We start from the raw sequence: 14323 nt of genomic DNA on the forward strand, positions 1-14323 counted from the left end.
TATGATCTGTCCGGCCGCCCTTTACAGGTACAGCCAAAAATACGAGCGGCTCTGGTGCGCGTTTTTGATCATCAATCATCAATCGTCGGAAATGCCGTGTTTGTCAATGGCCGATCGCCGCGCATCGGCTGTGATCCGGTTTGTCTCTCTTGATAGTATACCCCCCTATGCTATGTAGTAGGTCATGTCCCATACCACCCTGCAGAAAAAGAAGCTCATCGCCCGCGTCAGCCGTTTGAAGGGGCAGATGGAGGCCGTCGAGCGGGCACTCGAGGCCGAGCGCCCCTGCGGCGAAATCCTGCAGCTGCTCGCCTCCGTTCGCGGCGCCCTCACCGGGCTGACCGGCGAGGTACTGGACGATCATCTGCGCGAACATGTGCTGAATGCCGATGACGACGCCGCCAGGGCCGAGGCGGTCGAGGAAATATCGGAAGTGCTGAGAACTTATATTCGCTGAGTGCCGTGACGAAGGAGCCTGTAATGCATGCCGGAATCGACAAGGCTGGAATGGATGCCCTGGAACATGATCATGTTTTCCTCGGCGCCGATCATGCGGTCAACGAGCGGCGCATCTGGCTGGTGATCGCGCTGACGGCGGTGATGATGGTGGCGGAAATCGCCGCCGGCACGGCCTACGGCTCGATGGCGCTGGTCGCCGATGGCTGGCACATGTCGACCCATGCCAGCGCGCTGCTGATTTCGGCGCTCGCCTATCTCTTCGCCCGCAAGCAGGCGCACAACCCGCGTTTCACCTTCGGCACCGGCAAGCTCGGCGATCTCGCCGGCTTCGCCAGCGCCATCGTCCTTGCCCTGATCGCCCTGCTGATGGCCTGGGAAAGCTGGCTGCGCCTTTCAAACCCGGTGCCGATTGGTTTTGCCCAGGCGATCGCGGTGGCGGTGATCGGCCTTGCCGTCAATCTGGTCAGCGCCTGGCTGTTGGCCGGCGGCGGTCATGTCGCGCATGGTAATCATGCGCACGCACACGGTCATCATGCCGCGCACGGTCACCACGGCCACCATCATGGCGATCATGCCCATCACGATCACCATGCAAAGCCCGGCGACAACAATATCCGCGCCGCCTATCTGCATGTCATCGCCGATGCCATGACCTCCGTGCTCGCCATCGCGGCGCTGACGCTCGGCAGCCTCTACGGCTGGCTCTGGCTCGATCCAATCATGGGCATCGTCGGTGGCCTGGTCATCGCCAACTGGTCCTGGAGCCTGATGAAATCTTCGGGCGGCGTTCTTCTCGATGTCGTCCCGCACGGCGAGACGCTGCCGGCCGAGATCCGCCATGCGATCGAGACTGAGGAAGACCGGATCACCGATCTGCATGTCTGGCAGGTCGGCCCCGGCCACCACGCCGCCATCGTTGCCGTCGTCACCGCGACGCCGCGCGAGCCGGCCTTCTACAAGGGCAGGCTTTCGGCGCTGACGGAATTGTCGCATGTGACGGTTGAGGTCACGCGCGCCGCGTAGTCGGCCCCGGGGGCGAAAACGCGCTGCAGCGGACGACATCGGAGCACGACGGCGACAAAGTCGCACGACGGCGATAAACTCGCCGTGGGAACGAGATGCCGCCGCAATCTCGCCTTAGCTCTGTTCTCCGACTCGCCGGAGGATTACATGAATCTCAACCTTACCCGCCGCTTGCTGCTCGGCTCGGCGCTTTGCCTGCCTGTTTTGGGCCTGCCCGCCAACGCCGAGGATGGGGCCGAAGAGGGGGCCAAGGAGAGTGCAGAGGAGGGCGACGACAACATCGAGCGTCGCCTTGCCGCGCTGGAAAAGCGTACCGGCGGCCGCCTCGGCGTCTCGGTGCTCGACACTGAGACGAGCATCTCCTTCGGCTATCGCGGCAGCGAGGCCTTTCCGATGTGCAGCACCTTCAAGGCGCTGGCCGCCGGCTTCGTGCTTGCCCGCGCCGACAAGGGCGAGGAGAAGCTCGACCGGCGGGTGACCTATGGCAAGGACAAGCTCGTCGACTATTCGCCGCTCAGCGAAAAACACGCCGGCGCCGATGGCATGACGATCGCCGAACTCTGCGAGGCGGCGGTGACGGTCAGCGACAATACCGCCGGCAATCTGCTGCTCGAAAGCTTCGGCGGGCCGGCGGGATTGACCGACTGGCTGCGCTCGATCGGCGACGGCACGACGCGTCTCGACCGCACCGAACCGACGCTGAACGAGGGCAAAAAGGGCGATCCGCGCGACACCACGACGCCGGATGCGATGCTCGACACGCTCGGCAACCTGACGCTCGGCTCGGTGCTTGCCGAAGCCTCCTGCGACAGACTGATCGCCTGGCTGGTGGCAAGCACGACCGGCGGCGAGCGGCTGCGGGCCGGCCTGCCGGCGGAGTGGAAGGTCGGCGACAAGACCGGCACCGGCCCGAACGGCTCCCTCGCCGATATCGCCGTCATCTGGCCGCCCAACCGCGGCCCGATCGTCGCCGCCGTCTATATCGCCGAGGCGACCGCGCCGGTAAAGGATCTCAACCCGGTCTTCGCCGACGTTGGGCGTATGATCGTCGAGATGGTGTGAAGCATTAAACATGCGGCGGAGGGTGTACTCTCCGCCAAGTCAGCCGTGACCCATTGATCAGGCACGTTGTGTGCCGTGCCAACTTCGTCAACGAGTCAGTGACTATTTTGATATTTTTCGAACAAAAGGGACAACACAAAGCCTATTGCAAACAACATCAAAAAGGAGCGCAACGAATATTCAAATTCAGAGGTTTTGAAGATGATTTCCCACAGTCGCTGTCCTCCAATGATTGTCAAACTTATCAAAAACGACCGTAAAGCAACTAAAAGGAATGTATTCATCGCTTAATACTCCTGATTGAAGGCCGGTCAAACGCCTTTGGCATTCAACCGGCACTAGCGATTTAGCTAGGCGAGCCTGCAGCATAACTGCCAAAACCGCAGGGGTGAGGTTATTGGAATCACGATCTGGTTTAAGATTGTGATGGTGACGCATGCGGGTCTCGTTTATCGATCGCCCGCCGCGAAATGCGCCATCTGGCCGTCATATGCTCTTTGGAAAGCCGGACGCGCGCAGGCGCGATCGATGTAGGAGCGCAATGCCGGAAACTCACCGGCGGCTCTGACCTTCGGCACGCGAAGCGCATCCGTCATCAGGATATCGGCGACAGTGAATTGTCCGGCGGCAAGCCATTCGCGCTGCGCCAGCACGGCGTCCAGGTGTTGCAAGCGCTGGAGCAGCCAGCCTTCGAGCGGGTTGTTGGCGTCCTTGGACAGGCCGATGAACCACCAGGGGACCGAAACCATCTCGATCGAATTGAGCGCGGCAATCGTCCATTCCAGCGTTGCCGCCTCGCCCTTGGGGTCGCGCGGCATCAACTTTTCGCTTTTCCGTGCCAGATAGAGAAGGCAGGCGCCGCTTTCGAAAATGGTAATGTCTCCATCCTCGATGAAAGGCACTTGCCCAAAAGGCTGGCGCGCGAAATGCTCGGGTCCGCGGTCATGGAAGGAGACCGACTTGACGTCGTATGTGAGGCCGGCCTCTTCACAGGCCCAGCGCAATCTGATGTCTCGCACATGACCGCGGGGGCCGGGTGGCACCCAATCATATGTCCAGATCGTCAACGGCTCGGTCATGTTGTTTCTCCACTTGCACGGTTCACGGCTTACATCTCTCGATTGTCCCGTTCAATCGACCGGAATGTGGTTCCAAGTGCAGCTCACCATCACGGCAGCGTATAGGCGATCACGTAATCGCCGGGCGTGGTGCCGACCGAGCCGTGGCCGCCGGCGACCATGACGACATATTGTTTGTTGTCATCGGCCGTATAGGTCATCGGCGTCGCTTGGCCGCCGGCGGGAAGCCGCGCCTGCCAGAGCTCGCGTCCGTTCGTCACATCGTAAGCGCGCAGATAGTTGTCGACCGCAGCGCCGAGGAAGGCGACGCCGCCCTTGGTCAGCATCGGTCCGCCGATGCCGGGCACGCCCACCTTGAAGGGCAAGGGCAATGGCGTCATGTCGTGCACGGTGCCGTTCTTGTGCATATAGGCGATCTTGCCGGTGCGCAGATCGACGCCGGCGACATAGCCCCACGGCGGTGCCTGGCAGGGGATTTTCAAGAGCCCGAGGAAGGGGCCCATGAAGACGCCGTAGGGCGCGCCGTCATTGCGGTTGAGCCCCTGTTCGCTGCCCTTCTCGTCCTGGCCCCTCGGGGGAATGTCGGCGGCCGGCACCAGACGCGAGGTGAAGGCGAGATAGGTCGGCATGCCGAACATGATCTGCCGTTCCGGATCCACCGCCACCGAGCCCCAGTTGAAGGTACCGAAATTGCCGGGATAGACGATCGTTCCCTTGAGCGAAGGCGGCGTATAGCGGCCCTCGTAATAGTAACGATGGAAGTCGATGCGGCAGGCGAGCTGGTCGAACAGCGACACGCCCCACATGTCCTTTTCCTTCAGCGGCTCGGGCGAGAAGGTGAGGTCGGAAATCGGCTGCGTCGGCGAAGTATGATCGCCGGTAACAGCGCCGTCAGGCGCCGGGATTTCCTTGACCGGGATGATCGGCTCGCCGCTGCGCCGGTCGAGCACATAGAGATCGCCCTGCTTGGTCGGGCCGACGAGGGCGGGAACCACGGTGCCGTCCTGCTTCGTCAGGTCGATCAGCACAGGCTGGGCCGGCACGTCCATGTCCCAGAGATCGTGATGCACGGTCTGGCGCACCCAGCGCAGCTGGCCGGTGGCGATATCGAGCGCGACGATTGAGGAGGAGAATTTCTCGACATTGTCGCTGCGGCCGATGCCGAGCTGGTCGGGCACCTGGTTGCCGAGCGGGATGTAGACCATCCCGAGCGCTTCGTCGACGCTGAAGACCGACCAGCTGTTCGGCGAGTTGGTCGTGTAGGTCTGACCCTCGGTAATCGGCGTCGTTACGTCGGGATTGCCGGAATCCCAGTTCCAGAGCAGCGCGCCGGTCTTGATGTCGAAGGCGCGGATGACGCCGGATTGTTCCTCAGTCGAATAATTGTCGTTCACCGCCCCGCCGACGATGATCTTGCCCGCCACCGCAACCGGCGGCGAGGTGGAGTAGTAATAGCCGGCCGGATTGTAACGCATGCCGGTTTCCAGATGCAGCACGCCCTGGTCGGCAAAAGCGGTGCAGATCTTTCCATCCGCCGCATCGAGCGCGATCAGCCGCGCGTCCGATGTCGGCAGGTAGACGCGCTCGGCGCAGGGCTGGCCGGCGGCGACATCGGGATCGGCATAATAGGTGACGCCGCGGCAGGTCTGGTGCTGCCGGTTGGGGTTCATGCCGGAGTTGGCGTCGTATTTCCATTTCTCCTTGCCTGTTTTCGCGTCGAGCGCGATCGCCCAGTTGTGCGGGGTACAGAGATAGAGCGCGTCCTTCACCTTGAGCGGCGTCACCTGATAGGTCGTCTCGCTAATATCCTCCGGCCGCTTGACGTCGCCGGTCTGGTATCGCCACACCTCCTTGAGGGTGGAGACGTTTTCGGCGGTGATCTGGTCGAGCGGCGAATAACGCTGGCCGAAAGGCGTGCGGCCATATTGATGCCATTCGCCATCCGGCACGCTGCCGCCGAAGGCGGGGCTGGCGGCGACCTTATCGGTCGGCAGCTCGCCGGCGAGATCGTGCGGGTCCCTCGCCATCGAATAGAGGGCGACGAGGATGGCGAGGATGACGGGCACGGCGAGCGGCCAGGGATTGGCGCCGTAGGTAAAGCCGGTCGGGCTGCGCAGGCCGAGTGGCCGGCGAATCCAGGGCGTCAGCAGCCAGAGCCCGAGCAGGATGATCATGCCGCCGCGCGGCCCCAGCTGCCACCAGTCGAAGCCGACCTCCCACACCGCCCAGGCGAGTGCCGCGACGACGAGCACCGCATAGACCCAGAGCGCCACCGCCTTGCGCATCAACAGCAGTCCGGCGGTGATCAGGAACATCAGCCCGGCGAACAGATAGAAGATGCTGCCGCCGAGCGTGACGAGCCACAGCCCGCCGCCGCCGAGCGCCAGCCCGACGATGATGAAGAAGATGGAGGTGATGACGATCGCCATAAGGCTGTCTCCCGCTGAGGTTCGCCGGGTGAGGGATCGGCGGAAAAGTCCCGCCGATCAGCCAGATAGCGCGAAGAAGATGCCTTTCAACGGCCACAATTGCCGCAGGCTGTTGTCACGGTACGGTTGTATTGGACTCGCTTACGTCCCGCAGAAGGTGGCAAGCACCCGTTCCTCCGGCTTCGGCGGTTGCAGATAGGCGGCAAAGCCCGGCTGATCCTCATAGGGTTTGGAAAGCACGGTCAGCAGCGCCTCGAACAGCGAGAAATCGCCGTTCTCGACGGCGGCCTCGATTGCCTGTTCGACCCGGTGGTTGCGCGGAATGAAAGCCGGATTGACGGCGCGCATGGCAATGGCGCGCTCGGCAGCCGTCTTCGGATCGCGGGACAGCCGCTCGCGCCACTGCGCGAGCCAGGCGCCGCAGGCCTCCGGTTCGCGGAAGCTCGCCGCAAAGGCCGGCTCTACCCCGTCATCGCCGGCAAGATCCGACAGCCGCCGGAAGGTCAGGGTGAAATCGGCGGCCTGCGCCTGCATCAGCGACAGCAGCGCCTGCACCAGCTCGAGATCGCCATCCTCTTGCCCGGCAAGGCCGATCTTCTCTCGCATGCCGGCCAGCCAATGCGCCTGGAACCGTTCGCCATAACTCTTGATCACCGCATTCGCCCTGTCGACGGCCCTGTCGGGCTCCGCATCGATCAGCGACAGCAGTGTCTCGCCGAGCCTTGCAAGGTTCCATTGGCCGATGCCGGGCTGGTTGGCATAGGCATAACGGCCGTGCTGATCGATCGACGAAAAGACGGTCGCCGGGTCGTAGGCATCCATGAAGGCGCAGGGGCCGAAATCGATCGTCTCGCCGGAGACGGTCATATTGTCGGTGTTCATCACCCCATGGATGAAACCGACATGCAGCCAGCGGGCAATCAGCGCCGCCTGGCGCTCGGACACCGCCTCGAACAGCGCGAGATAGGGGTTCTCAGCCTCTTTCAGCGCCGGATAATGCCGGTCGATCACATAGTCGGCCAGCGCCCGCACGCCGTCGGTGTCGCCTCTGGCGGCGAAATACTGGAAGGTGCCGACCCTGATGTGGCTGGCCGCGACGCGGGTGAAGACCGCGCCCGGCAACACCTCTTCGCGATAGACCGGCTCGCCCGTCGTCACCGCCGCCAGCGCCCGCGTGGCGGGAATGCCGAGCGCAAACATCGCCTCGCTGATGATATATTCCCTGAGCACCGGCCCGATCGCGGCCCGGCCATCGCCGCGGCGCGAAAAAGGCGTCGGGCCTGCACCCTTCAGCTGGATATCGAAGCGTCTGCCGCCGCGGTCGATCACCTCGCCGAGCAGGATCGCCCGCCCGTCCCCGAGCTGCGGCGAAAAGCCGCCGAACTGATGCCCGGCATAGGCCATCGCCAGGGGCTCTGCCCCTTCGGGAAGGAGATTGCCGGAAAAGATCGCCGCGCCGTCACGGCGCAGGGCCTCGACGTCGAGCCCGAGCTCGGCGGCGAGCGGCTCGTTCAGCTTGATCAGCCAGGGCTCCGCCACCGGCGTCGGCACTTGGGCCGCAAAGAAATGCTTGGGCAAGCCGACATAGCTGTTGTCGAACGGAAAGGCCGCACCGGGCCGGTTTGTCTGCAGGGCGGAGGTCATGACTCATAGGTAGGGCCGGGGTGCGTATGGCGCAAGCCGGTTTGGATGAAGACCTTCACGAAGAGCAGACGAATGCAAGGAATCGTGATCTGCCTTTCCCTCTCGTCAAAGCAGCTTTGCCATAAAGGACATAGCGCCGCCATGATCGCAGGCGTATAGCAAATCGTCTCCCCTTGGCCTTGCGCCATGTCATCTCCGCGGCCTTGCTGCCTCGTGTGCTCCGCCGCGCCACCGCGAGTAATTCCGGACGATGTCGGATCAGATTTACCAGGCGCCGATGGTTCGGCGCGCCGCGCCCAATTTCCGGGTGATCGCGATGATTGTCGCGAGTGCGATGCTGATGGAAAATATCGATGCGACCGTGCTGGCGACCGCGCTGCCCACCATGGCGCGCGATTTCGCCGTCAGCGCCCCGGCCATGTCGATCGCCCTGACCTCCTATCTCCTGAGCCTGGCGATCTTCATTCCGGCCAGCGGCCGAATGGCCGACAGTTTCGGCTCGCGCACCGTCTTCCGCGCGGCAATCGCCGTCTTCGTCGCCGGCTCCATCCTCTGTGCGCTCGCGCCGACGCTGTCCTTCCTGGTGCTGGCGCGGCTCTTGCAGGGCATGGGCGGCGCGATGATGATGCCGGTCGGCCGCCTGGTGCTGATGCGCAGCGTCGATCGCAAGGATATGGTCAGCGCCATGTCCTGGCTGCTGGTGCCGGCGCTGATCGGCCCGATTATCGGCCCGCCGCTCGGCGGCTTCTTCGTCACCTATCTCGACTGGCGCTGGATCTTCTATATCAACGTGCCGGTCGGCATTACCGGCATGATCTTCGTCTCGATCTACATCGACGAGGTGAAGGGCAAGGCGAGCGGCCCCTTCGATACGATCGGCTTCATCCTCTCCGGCATCTCGCTCGGCTCGCTGCTCTTCGGCTTCGAAATGTCGAGCCATGAAGGCGAAGGCGCCTTCTCGATCTTCCTGATCGCGCTCGGCCTGCTCTTCGGCATCGCCTATCTCAGGCATGCCCGCAAACACCCGTCGCCGATCATGGATTTCTCGCTGATGAAGGTGCCGAGCTTCGGCACGTCGGTCATCGCCGGCTCGCTGACGCGTATCACCCAAGGGGCGCAGCCCTTCCTGCTGCCGCTGCTCTTCCAGATCGGCTTCGGCCTGTCTGCCGCTGCAGCCGGCCAGATCGTCATCGCCACCGCGCTTGGCGCGCTGGCCATGAAGCCGATGGCGAAGTTCGTCTTCCGCCGGCTCGGTTTCCGCCGCAGCCTCGTCCTCAACGGCATCTGCGGCACGGTCGGCTACGGCCTCTGCGCCGCCTTTCGGCCGGACTGGCCGATGCCGCTGATCTTCATCGTCCTGGTGCTCAGCGCCTTCTTCCTGTCGTTCCAGTTCACCGCCTATAACACCATTGCCTATGACGAGATCGACAAGGAGCGGATGAGCTCCGCCACGAGCTTCTACACCACCTTCCAGCAGTTGATGCTGTCGCTCGGCATCTGCATCGGCGCCTTGGCGCTGCACGGCTCCATGGCCTTGTCAGGCGCCGAAACGCCTGCCCTCGGCGATTTCTCCGCCGCCTTCATCGTCGTCACCCTGATATCGATTACCGCGACCTTCTGGAACCTGCGCTTCTCGCCGACCGCCGGCGAGGAGATCAGCGGCTATAGGGCGAAGCGAACGAAGGCGACTGGAGGTTGACGATGAAATTCATAAAAACAAGGATTTGACGCGCGTCGCTTGAATCGAATTCTGCGCGCCGTCTCAGTCCCCGTCTTCCATATCGGCCGCCATCTCCGCGAGCTTGCGCACGGTATTGAGATTGCGCGAGGTGCCGGATTTCAGCGCCGGCAGCTTCAGCTTCGAGCGGCCGGACCCATTGGGATAATGCACATAGATTTCGCGGGTCGCGAGTTTCGCCTCCTCGCCATCGGGCGCCACCATCTTCTCCAGCGCATCACTGGGCGCCTTTTCGGGCAGGAAATAGACGAGCAGGAAGCTCGGCTTGGCGTCGGGAAAGGGGGCGTTGGCGACGATATCGCCAAGCTCTTTACGGCTGCGTACCATCACGCCTGGAGGCTTGCCCATCTTGCGGCCGAGCGCTTCGTCGAGTTTTTTCTCCGCTGCCGTTTCTTTCTCATCCGAGCGGAAAACCACGTTGCCGCTCTGGATGTAGGTCTTGACGTCGGTAAAGCCGAGGCCTTCGCAAATGGCCTTGAGTTCGGCCATCGGCAGGGCGCTGGTGCCGCCGACGTTCACGGCGCGGAGGAGGGCGATATAGACGGGCATTTCTCTCCCCTGGACCTCGTACCGTGCCAGCCCCTCTGCCCCTTACATCTTCCCCGCCACCTTGATCGCAAACGCATATTCGAAGGCGATCTCTTCCAGCCGCTGGAAGCGCCCGGACGCTCCGCCATGGCCGGCATCCATATTGGTCTTCAGCAGGATCGGCGCGTTCCCCGTCGTCTGGTCGCGCAGTTTCGCTACCCATTTGGCCGGTTCCCAATAGGTGACGCGCGGGTCCGTCAACCCGCCGAGTGCGAGGATCGGCGGGTAGGCTTTTGCGCCGACATTGTCATAGGGCGAATAGGAGGCGATCTGCTCGTATTCTTGCCTGCTGTCGATCGGGTTGCCCCATTCCGGCCATTCCGGCGGCGTCAGCGGCAGCGTGTCGTCCAGCATGGTGTTGAGCACGTCGACGAAGGGAACGGCGGCGATGAGGCCGGCGAATTTTTCCGGCGCCATGTTGGCAACAGCGCCCATCAGCATGCCGCCGGCCGAGCCGCCTTCGGCGATGATCTTCGCGTAAGAAGTGAACTTTTGTTGATTCAGATAATCGGCAGCGGCGACGAAGTCCTTGAAGGTATTCGTCTTCTTTTCCATTTTGCCGTCTTCGTACCAGGCAAATCCCTTGTCTTTGCCGCCGCGGATATGGGCGATGGCATAGACGAAGCCGCGGTCGGCAAGCGACAGGCAATTGGTGTTGAAGCTGGCCGGAATGGTGATGCCGTAGGCGCCGTAGCCGTAGAGCAGACAGGGGGCGGTGCCGTCGAGCGGCGTATCCCTGCGATAGAGCAGGGTGACCGGCACTGTCTCGCCGTCCCAGGTCGGGGCGAAGACGCGGCGGGTGACGTAGTCGTCGGGATTGTGGCCCGACGGCACCTCCTGCGTCTTTAAGAGCGTGCGCTCGCGCGTCACCATGTTGTAGTCGTAGAGCTGCGACGGCGTCGTCATCGAGGAATAGGAGAAGCGGATGATATCCGTATCATATTCCGCAGCTCCCGAAAGCCCCAGCGAATAGGCTTCCTCGGCAAAGGCGATCGCATGTTCCTCGCCGGTCGTCCGGTCGCGGATCATGATCTGCGGCAGCCCGTCCTTGCGCTCCAGCCACAGAAGGTGGCGGGCATAGGCCATGTGGCTGATGATCAATGTGCCGGGCTTATGCGGCACGACCTCGCGCCAGTTCTCCTTGACCGGATTGTCGACCGGCGCTTCCATGATCTTGAAATCCTTGGCGCCGCCGTCATTGGTGAGGATGTAGAAGACGTCGCCGCCCTCGGTTAACGAATATTCGATGCCTTCCTCGCGCGCCGCCACCAGCTTCGGCTCGGCGGTGAGATCCTTGGTCGACAGCAGCCGGTATTCACTGGTCTCGTGGTCGTGAATATCGATATAGATGACATCGTCGAGCAGCGAGCCGCCGACGCCCATGAAGAAGCCGGCATCGGCTTCCTCGTAGACCAGCCGGTCTTCCGACTGCGGCCGGCCGACAACATGGTGGAACACCTTCGACGGCCGGTGGTTCTCGTCGAGCGCCGAATAGAAGAAGCTCTTGCCATCGGGCGCCCAGACGCCGCCGCCGCCGGTATTCTCGATCACGTCGTCGAGATCCTGGCCGGTCGATAGGTCGCGGACCTTCAGCGTGAAGAACTCCGAGCCCTTGTCGTCATAGCCCCAGATGCCGCGGCTGTGGTCGCTCGTATGGTCGAGGCCGGCGAGGCGGAAATAGGCCTTGCCCGATGCCTCCTTGTCGCCGTCGAGCAGTACCGTGCGGATCGTCTCGTCGGCAACGTCGCCGTCACGGGGAATCCGGAAATAACGCGGCTGTTCGCCGCCGGTGACATAGAATGTGCCGTAGGCATAGGCGCCGTCCTTCATCGGCACCGAGCTGTCGTCTTCCTTGATGCGGCCGCGCATTTCGGAAAACAGCGCCTTCTGCAGCGGCTTGGTGTCCTCCATCGCCGCGTTCATATAGGTATTTTCGGCTTCGAGATGCTGGCGGATCTCGGGGTCGAGGATCGACGGATCCTTGAACATCGCCTGCCAGTTGTCGGCACGCAGCCAGGCATAATCGTCCGTGCGGGTAATGCCGTGGCGCGTATCGGAGACGGGCTTCTTCGGTGCGGCGGGCGGTGTCGGCAGGCTCTTGAAAACGGACAAGGAATTGGCTCCGGTGGGAATGTCGGGTTGGCAAGAGATAGAGGCGCGCCGCCGCCGGATCAAGCGGCAAGGCTGCGCCAAGGGTGCGGGTGACCTTCCACAGGCAAGGAGGCGGCTCTGCCCGTCTTGCCTTGATGTCACCACAATATTTAAGAATGTCCGCTCTCGCTGAGCGAAATTTGCACATGCCAAGCCCCCGGCAAGCTGCCCGGGGCAGGGTGAAGAATGGACAACAGTAAGGGATTTTCTCCACAATGCCGAAACGTCTGCTCCTGTTCGTATCCCTCCTTGGCCTTGCTGCCCCCGCCTTCGCCGTCGATCCCGCCATCAAGAAACAGCTGGAAAAACTCGATCCCTCGACCCGGCTGGAACAGAGCTGCGACACCGAGGCGATGAGCCGCATCAACAATGACAGCACCGGCTTCAAGCCCGACAAGGTGATCGCCTATACGTTCAAGGATCCCGTCGCCGGCGACAATTCGCTGCAGGCGCCGGGTGCGGTCTTCCGCAGCAAGGGCGACTGGTACCATCTCTCCTACAATTGCATCACCGGTCCGCAGCATATCAACGTGCGTGAGCTCGATTACCAGATCGGCGACAAGGTGCCGCGCGAGAAGTGGGACAAATATTATCTCTACGATTGATACCGTGGATTGTTCGGGCGGCTGCGGTGACATCCGGCCACATGGCGCCATGCAAGAACACCGGCTAAAATCGACGGACCCAATCGTAGAAGCCCCGATATGAACCGCATCCTTTTCGCTTCGGCCTTCCTCCTGGCCGCGATATCAGCCGCATCGGCGGACGAATTGCCGTCTGCGCCGCTGATCTCGGCCGCAACAGTTCCGGTCTCGAAGTCGCCGGCGGTAAAACTCGTCGAGCCGCATCTGCATATCGCCCGCTCTAACCTCGCCGGCCATGCCCGCATCGCGCTGACTTTCGATGCCTGCATGGGCCAGGCGGATGAGCGCATTCTTTCGGCCCTGGTGCGGGAACGCATCCCGGCGACGATCTTCGTCACCGCCCGCTGGCTGAAGCGCAATCCCGCAGCCCTTGCCGTCTTTCTGGAGAATCCCGATCTCTTCGAACTGGAAAATCACGGTCAGAACCATATTCCGGCCGTCGACACGCCCACGCTGATCTATGGCATCGCGTCGGCCGGCTCGGCCCAGGCGGTAAAGCAGGAAGTCGAGGGTGGCGCTGCGGCCATGGTTGCATCAGGCATTCCCGCGCCCCACTGGTTCCGTGGCTCCACGGCCAAATATGACCTTTCCGCCATCGCCGAGATCCGCGCCATGGGCTATCGCATCGCCGGTTATTCGGTGAATGGCGACGGCGGCTCGCTGCTCGGCGCAGCGATCACCGAAAAGCGCATCGCTTCGGCCAGGGACGGCGACGTCGTCATCTCCCACATCAACCAGCCGACCCATGCGGCAGGCGAGGGGGTGGCGAAAGCGCTGGTCGATCTGAAAGCCAAGGGCACGGAGTTCGTTCGCCTGGAGGATGTCGAGGATATGGGCGACGACAAAACGACGGAGTAGAGCCTCCGAATCTCTCTGCTTGTTTACCCGCAGAAATCGAATAATGCTGTTCTTGTTTGTTCGGTTGAGGGGACGTAGGGGAACGCATGTTTCGTGCGATTTGGGATGTCGAAAGTGAAATTCGAAATGAGCTTCATCCCGCGGAAGTGATTGTTTGGACAGGGCAGCCAACTGCCTGGGGAACTTTCGTTTTTAAATGGCCCGACGTGTTTCTTGGCGTGCTCTTCTCGATCCTGGGTTCCATTTTGCTGTTGCCGGCAGATAACAAGGTTGTCAGCATCGATAAGCCAGCTGGAATCATGGGCATCATATTCCCCGGAATTTTCGCGCTCATTGGCATCGCGGCTATCGCGCGCGTGGTTTTCGAGGTGATTGCGACAAGTCGAACCGCTTACGCCGTCACCGATCGCAGGCTTCTTATCATCCGAAATATGATCAGGCGACGCGTGACGACGATAGCGCCGACAGCCATCAACGTTGTGGAGGTCAGGGAAAAATGGGATCGCTCAGGAACCCTCACTTACCGTCGGGAGGGAGACGGAGATAGTGTCAAAAAATTCGGCTTTCTCGGTATCCCAGACGTTCGCGAAGTGGCCAAGCACGTTGAAGAATTGCGGATGACGGGAAAACAAGCGAGCTAGACCAACT

At 62.2% G+C, this 14323-nt stretch carries 12 protein-coding genes; 7 read left to right on the forward strand and 5 right to left on the reverse strand.

Annotated elements, in window-relative coordinates; all coding sequences use genetic code 11:
- Positions 1-184 precede the first annotated feature (184 nt).
- From dmeR to bla, 3 genes are all read left to right on the forward strand, one after another.
- Positions 185-457: a Ni(II)/Co(II)-sensing transcriptional repressor DmeR gene (gene dmeR / locus QMO82_RS29330; RefSeq protein WP_049734460.1), complete on the forward strand. Its 273-nt coding sequence runs from the start codon at positions 185-187 to the stop codon at positions 455-457.
- 23 nt (positions 458-480) lie between these two features.
- Entirely contained in the window at positions 481-1482 is a 1002-nt protein-coding gene (gene dmeF, locus QMO82_RS29335; RefSeq protein WP_183606170.1) for a CDF family Co(II)/Ni(II) efflux transporter DmeF, read from the forward strand.
- Between the two features lie 147 nt (positions 1483-1629).
- The gene (gene bla / locus QMO82_RS29340; protein WP_183606171.1) at positions 1630-2544 is read left to right on the forward strand and encodes a class A beta-lactamase; all 915 of its coding nucleotides are present in this window, start codon (positions 1630-1632) and stop codon (positions 2542-2544) included.
- A 449-nt stretch (positions 2545-2993) separates the two neighbouring features.
- Here the strand turns inward: bla and QMO82_RS29345 are convergent, their stop codons facing one another.
- The 3 genes from QMO82_RS29345 to QMO82_RS29355 form a co-directional block, all read right to left on the reverse strand.
- Positions 2994-3623 carry a glutathione S-transferase family protein gene (locus tag QMO82_RS29345; protein WP_183606172.1) on the reverse strand — a complete coding sequence of 210 codons (630 nt, stop codon included), beginning with the start codon at positions 3621-3623 and terminating at the stop codon, positions 2994-2996.
- Positions 3624-3712: 89 nt separating this feature from the next.
- Positions 3713-6052 (reverse strand): glucose/quinate/shikimate family membrane-bound PQQ-dependent dehydrogenase, encoded by a 2340-nt coding sequence (locus QMO82_RS29350; protein ID WP_183606173.1) that lies wholly within the window; start codon positions 6050-6052, stop codon positions 3713-3715.
- A 141-nt stretch (positions 6053-6193) separates the two neighbouring features.
- A complete protein-coding gene (locus QMO82_RS29355) occupies positions 6194-7696 on the reverse strand; it encodes a YdiU family protein (protein WP_183606174.1) in 1503 nt (500 codons plus the stop codon).
- Positions 7697-7946: 250 nt separating this feature from the next.
- Here QMO82_RS29355 and QMO82_RS29360 point away from each other — a divergent pair, with 250 nt between their 5' ends.
- Entirely contained in the window at positions 7947-9395 is a 1449-nt protein-coding gene (locus QMO82_RS29360; protein WP_183606175.1) for an MFS transporter, read from the forward strand.
- A gap of 63 nt (positions 9396-9458) precedes the next feature.
- On the opposite strand, the gene QMO82_RS29365 is transcribed toward QMO82_RS29360, so the two are convergent.
- Together QMO82_RS29365 and QMO82_RS29370 are read right to left on the reverse strand one after the other, a co-directional pair.
- Positions 9459-9983 (reverse strand): DUF1697 domain-containing protein, encoded by a 525-nt coding sequence (locus QMO82_RS29365; RefSeq protein WP_183606176.1) that lies wholly within the window; start codon positions 9981-9983, stop codon positions 9459-9461.
- A gap of 42 nt (positions 9984-10025) precedes the next feature.
- Complete coding sequence (locus QMO82_RS29370; RefSeq protein WP_183606177.1) at positions 10026-12134, reverse strand: S9 family peptidase; 2109 nt, start codon at positions 12132-12134, stop codon at positions 10026-10028.
- A gap of 254 nt (positions 12135-12388) precedes the next feature.
- Between QMO82_RS29370 and QMO82_RS29375 the strand changes: the two genes are divergently transcribed.
- The 3 genes from QMO82_RS29375 (at position 12389) to QMO82_RS29385 (ending at position 14316) form a co-directional block, all read left to right on the forward strand.
- Positions 12389-12778, forward strand: coding sequence for a DUF930 domain-containing protein (locus QMO82_RS29375; protein ID WP_010069440.1), 390 nt, complete (start codon positions 12389-12391; stop codon positions 12776-12778).
- Positions 12779-12877: 99 nt separating this feature from the next.
- Positions 12878-13675 carry a polysaccharide deacetylase family protein gene (locus tag QMO82_RS29380; protein ID WP_183606178.1) on the forward strand — a complete coding sequence of 266 codons (798 nt, stop codon included), beginning with the start codon at positions 12878-12880 and terminating at the stop codon, positions 13673-13675.
- A gap of 86 nt (positions 13676-13761) precedes the next feature.
- Positions 13762-14316, forward strand: a complete 555-nt coding sequence (locus QMO82_RS29385) for a PH domain-containing protein (protein ID WP_183606179.1) — start codon at positions 13762-13764, stop codon at positions 14314-14316.
- Positions 14317-14323: the final 7 nt, after the last annotated feature.

Source organism: Rhizobium sp. BT04, assembly GCF_030053135.1.
Lineage (GTDB): Bacteria > Pseudomonadota > Alphaproteobacteria > Rhizobiales > Rhizobiaceae > Rhizobium > Rhizobium binxianense.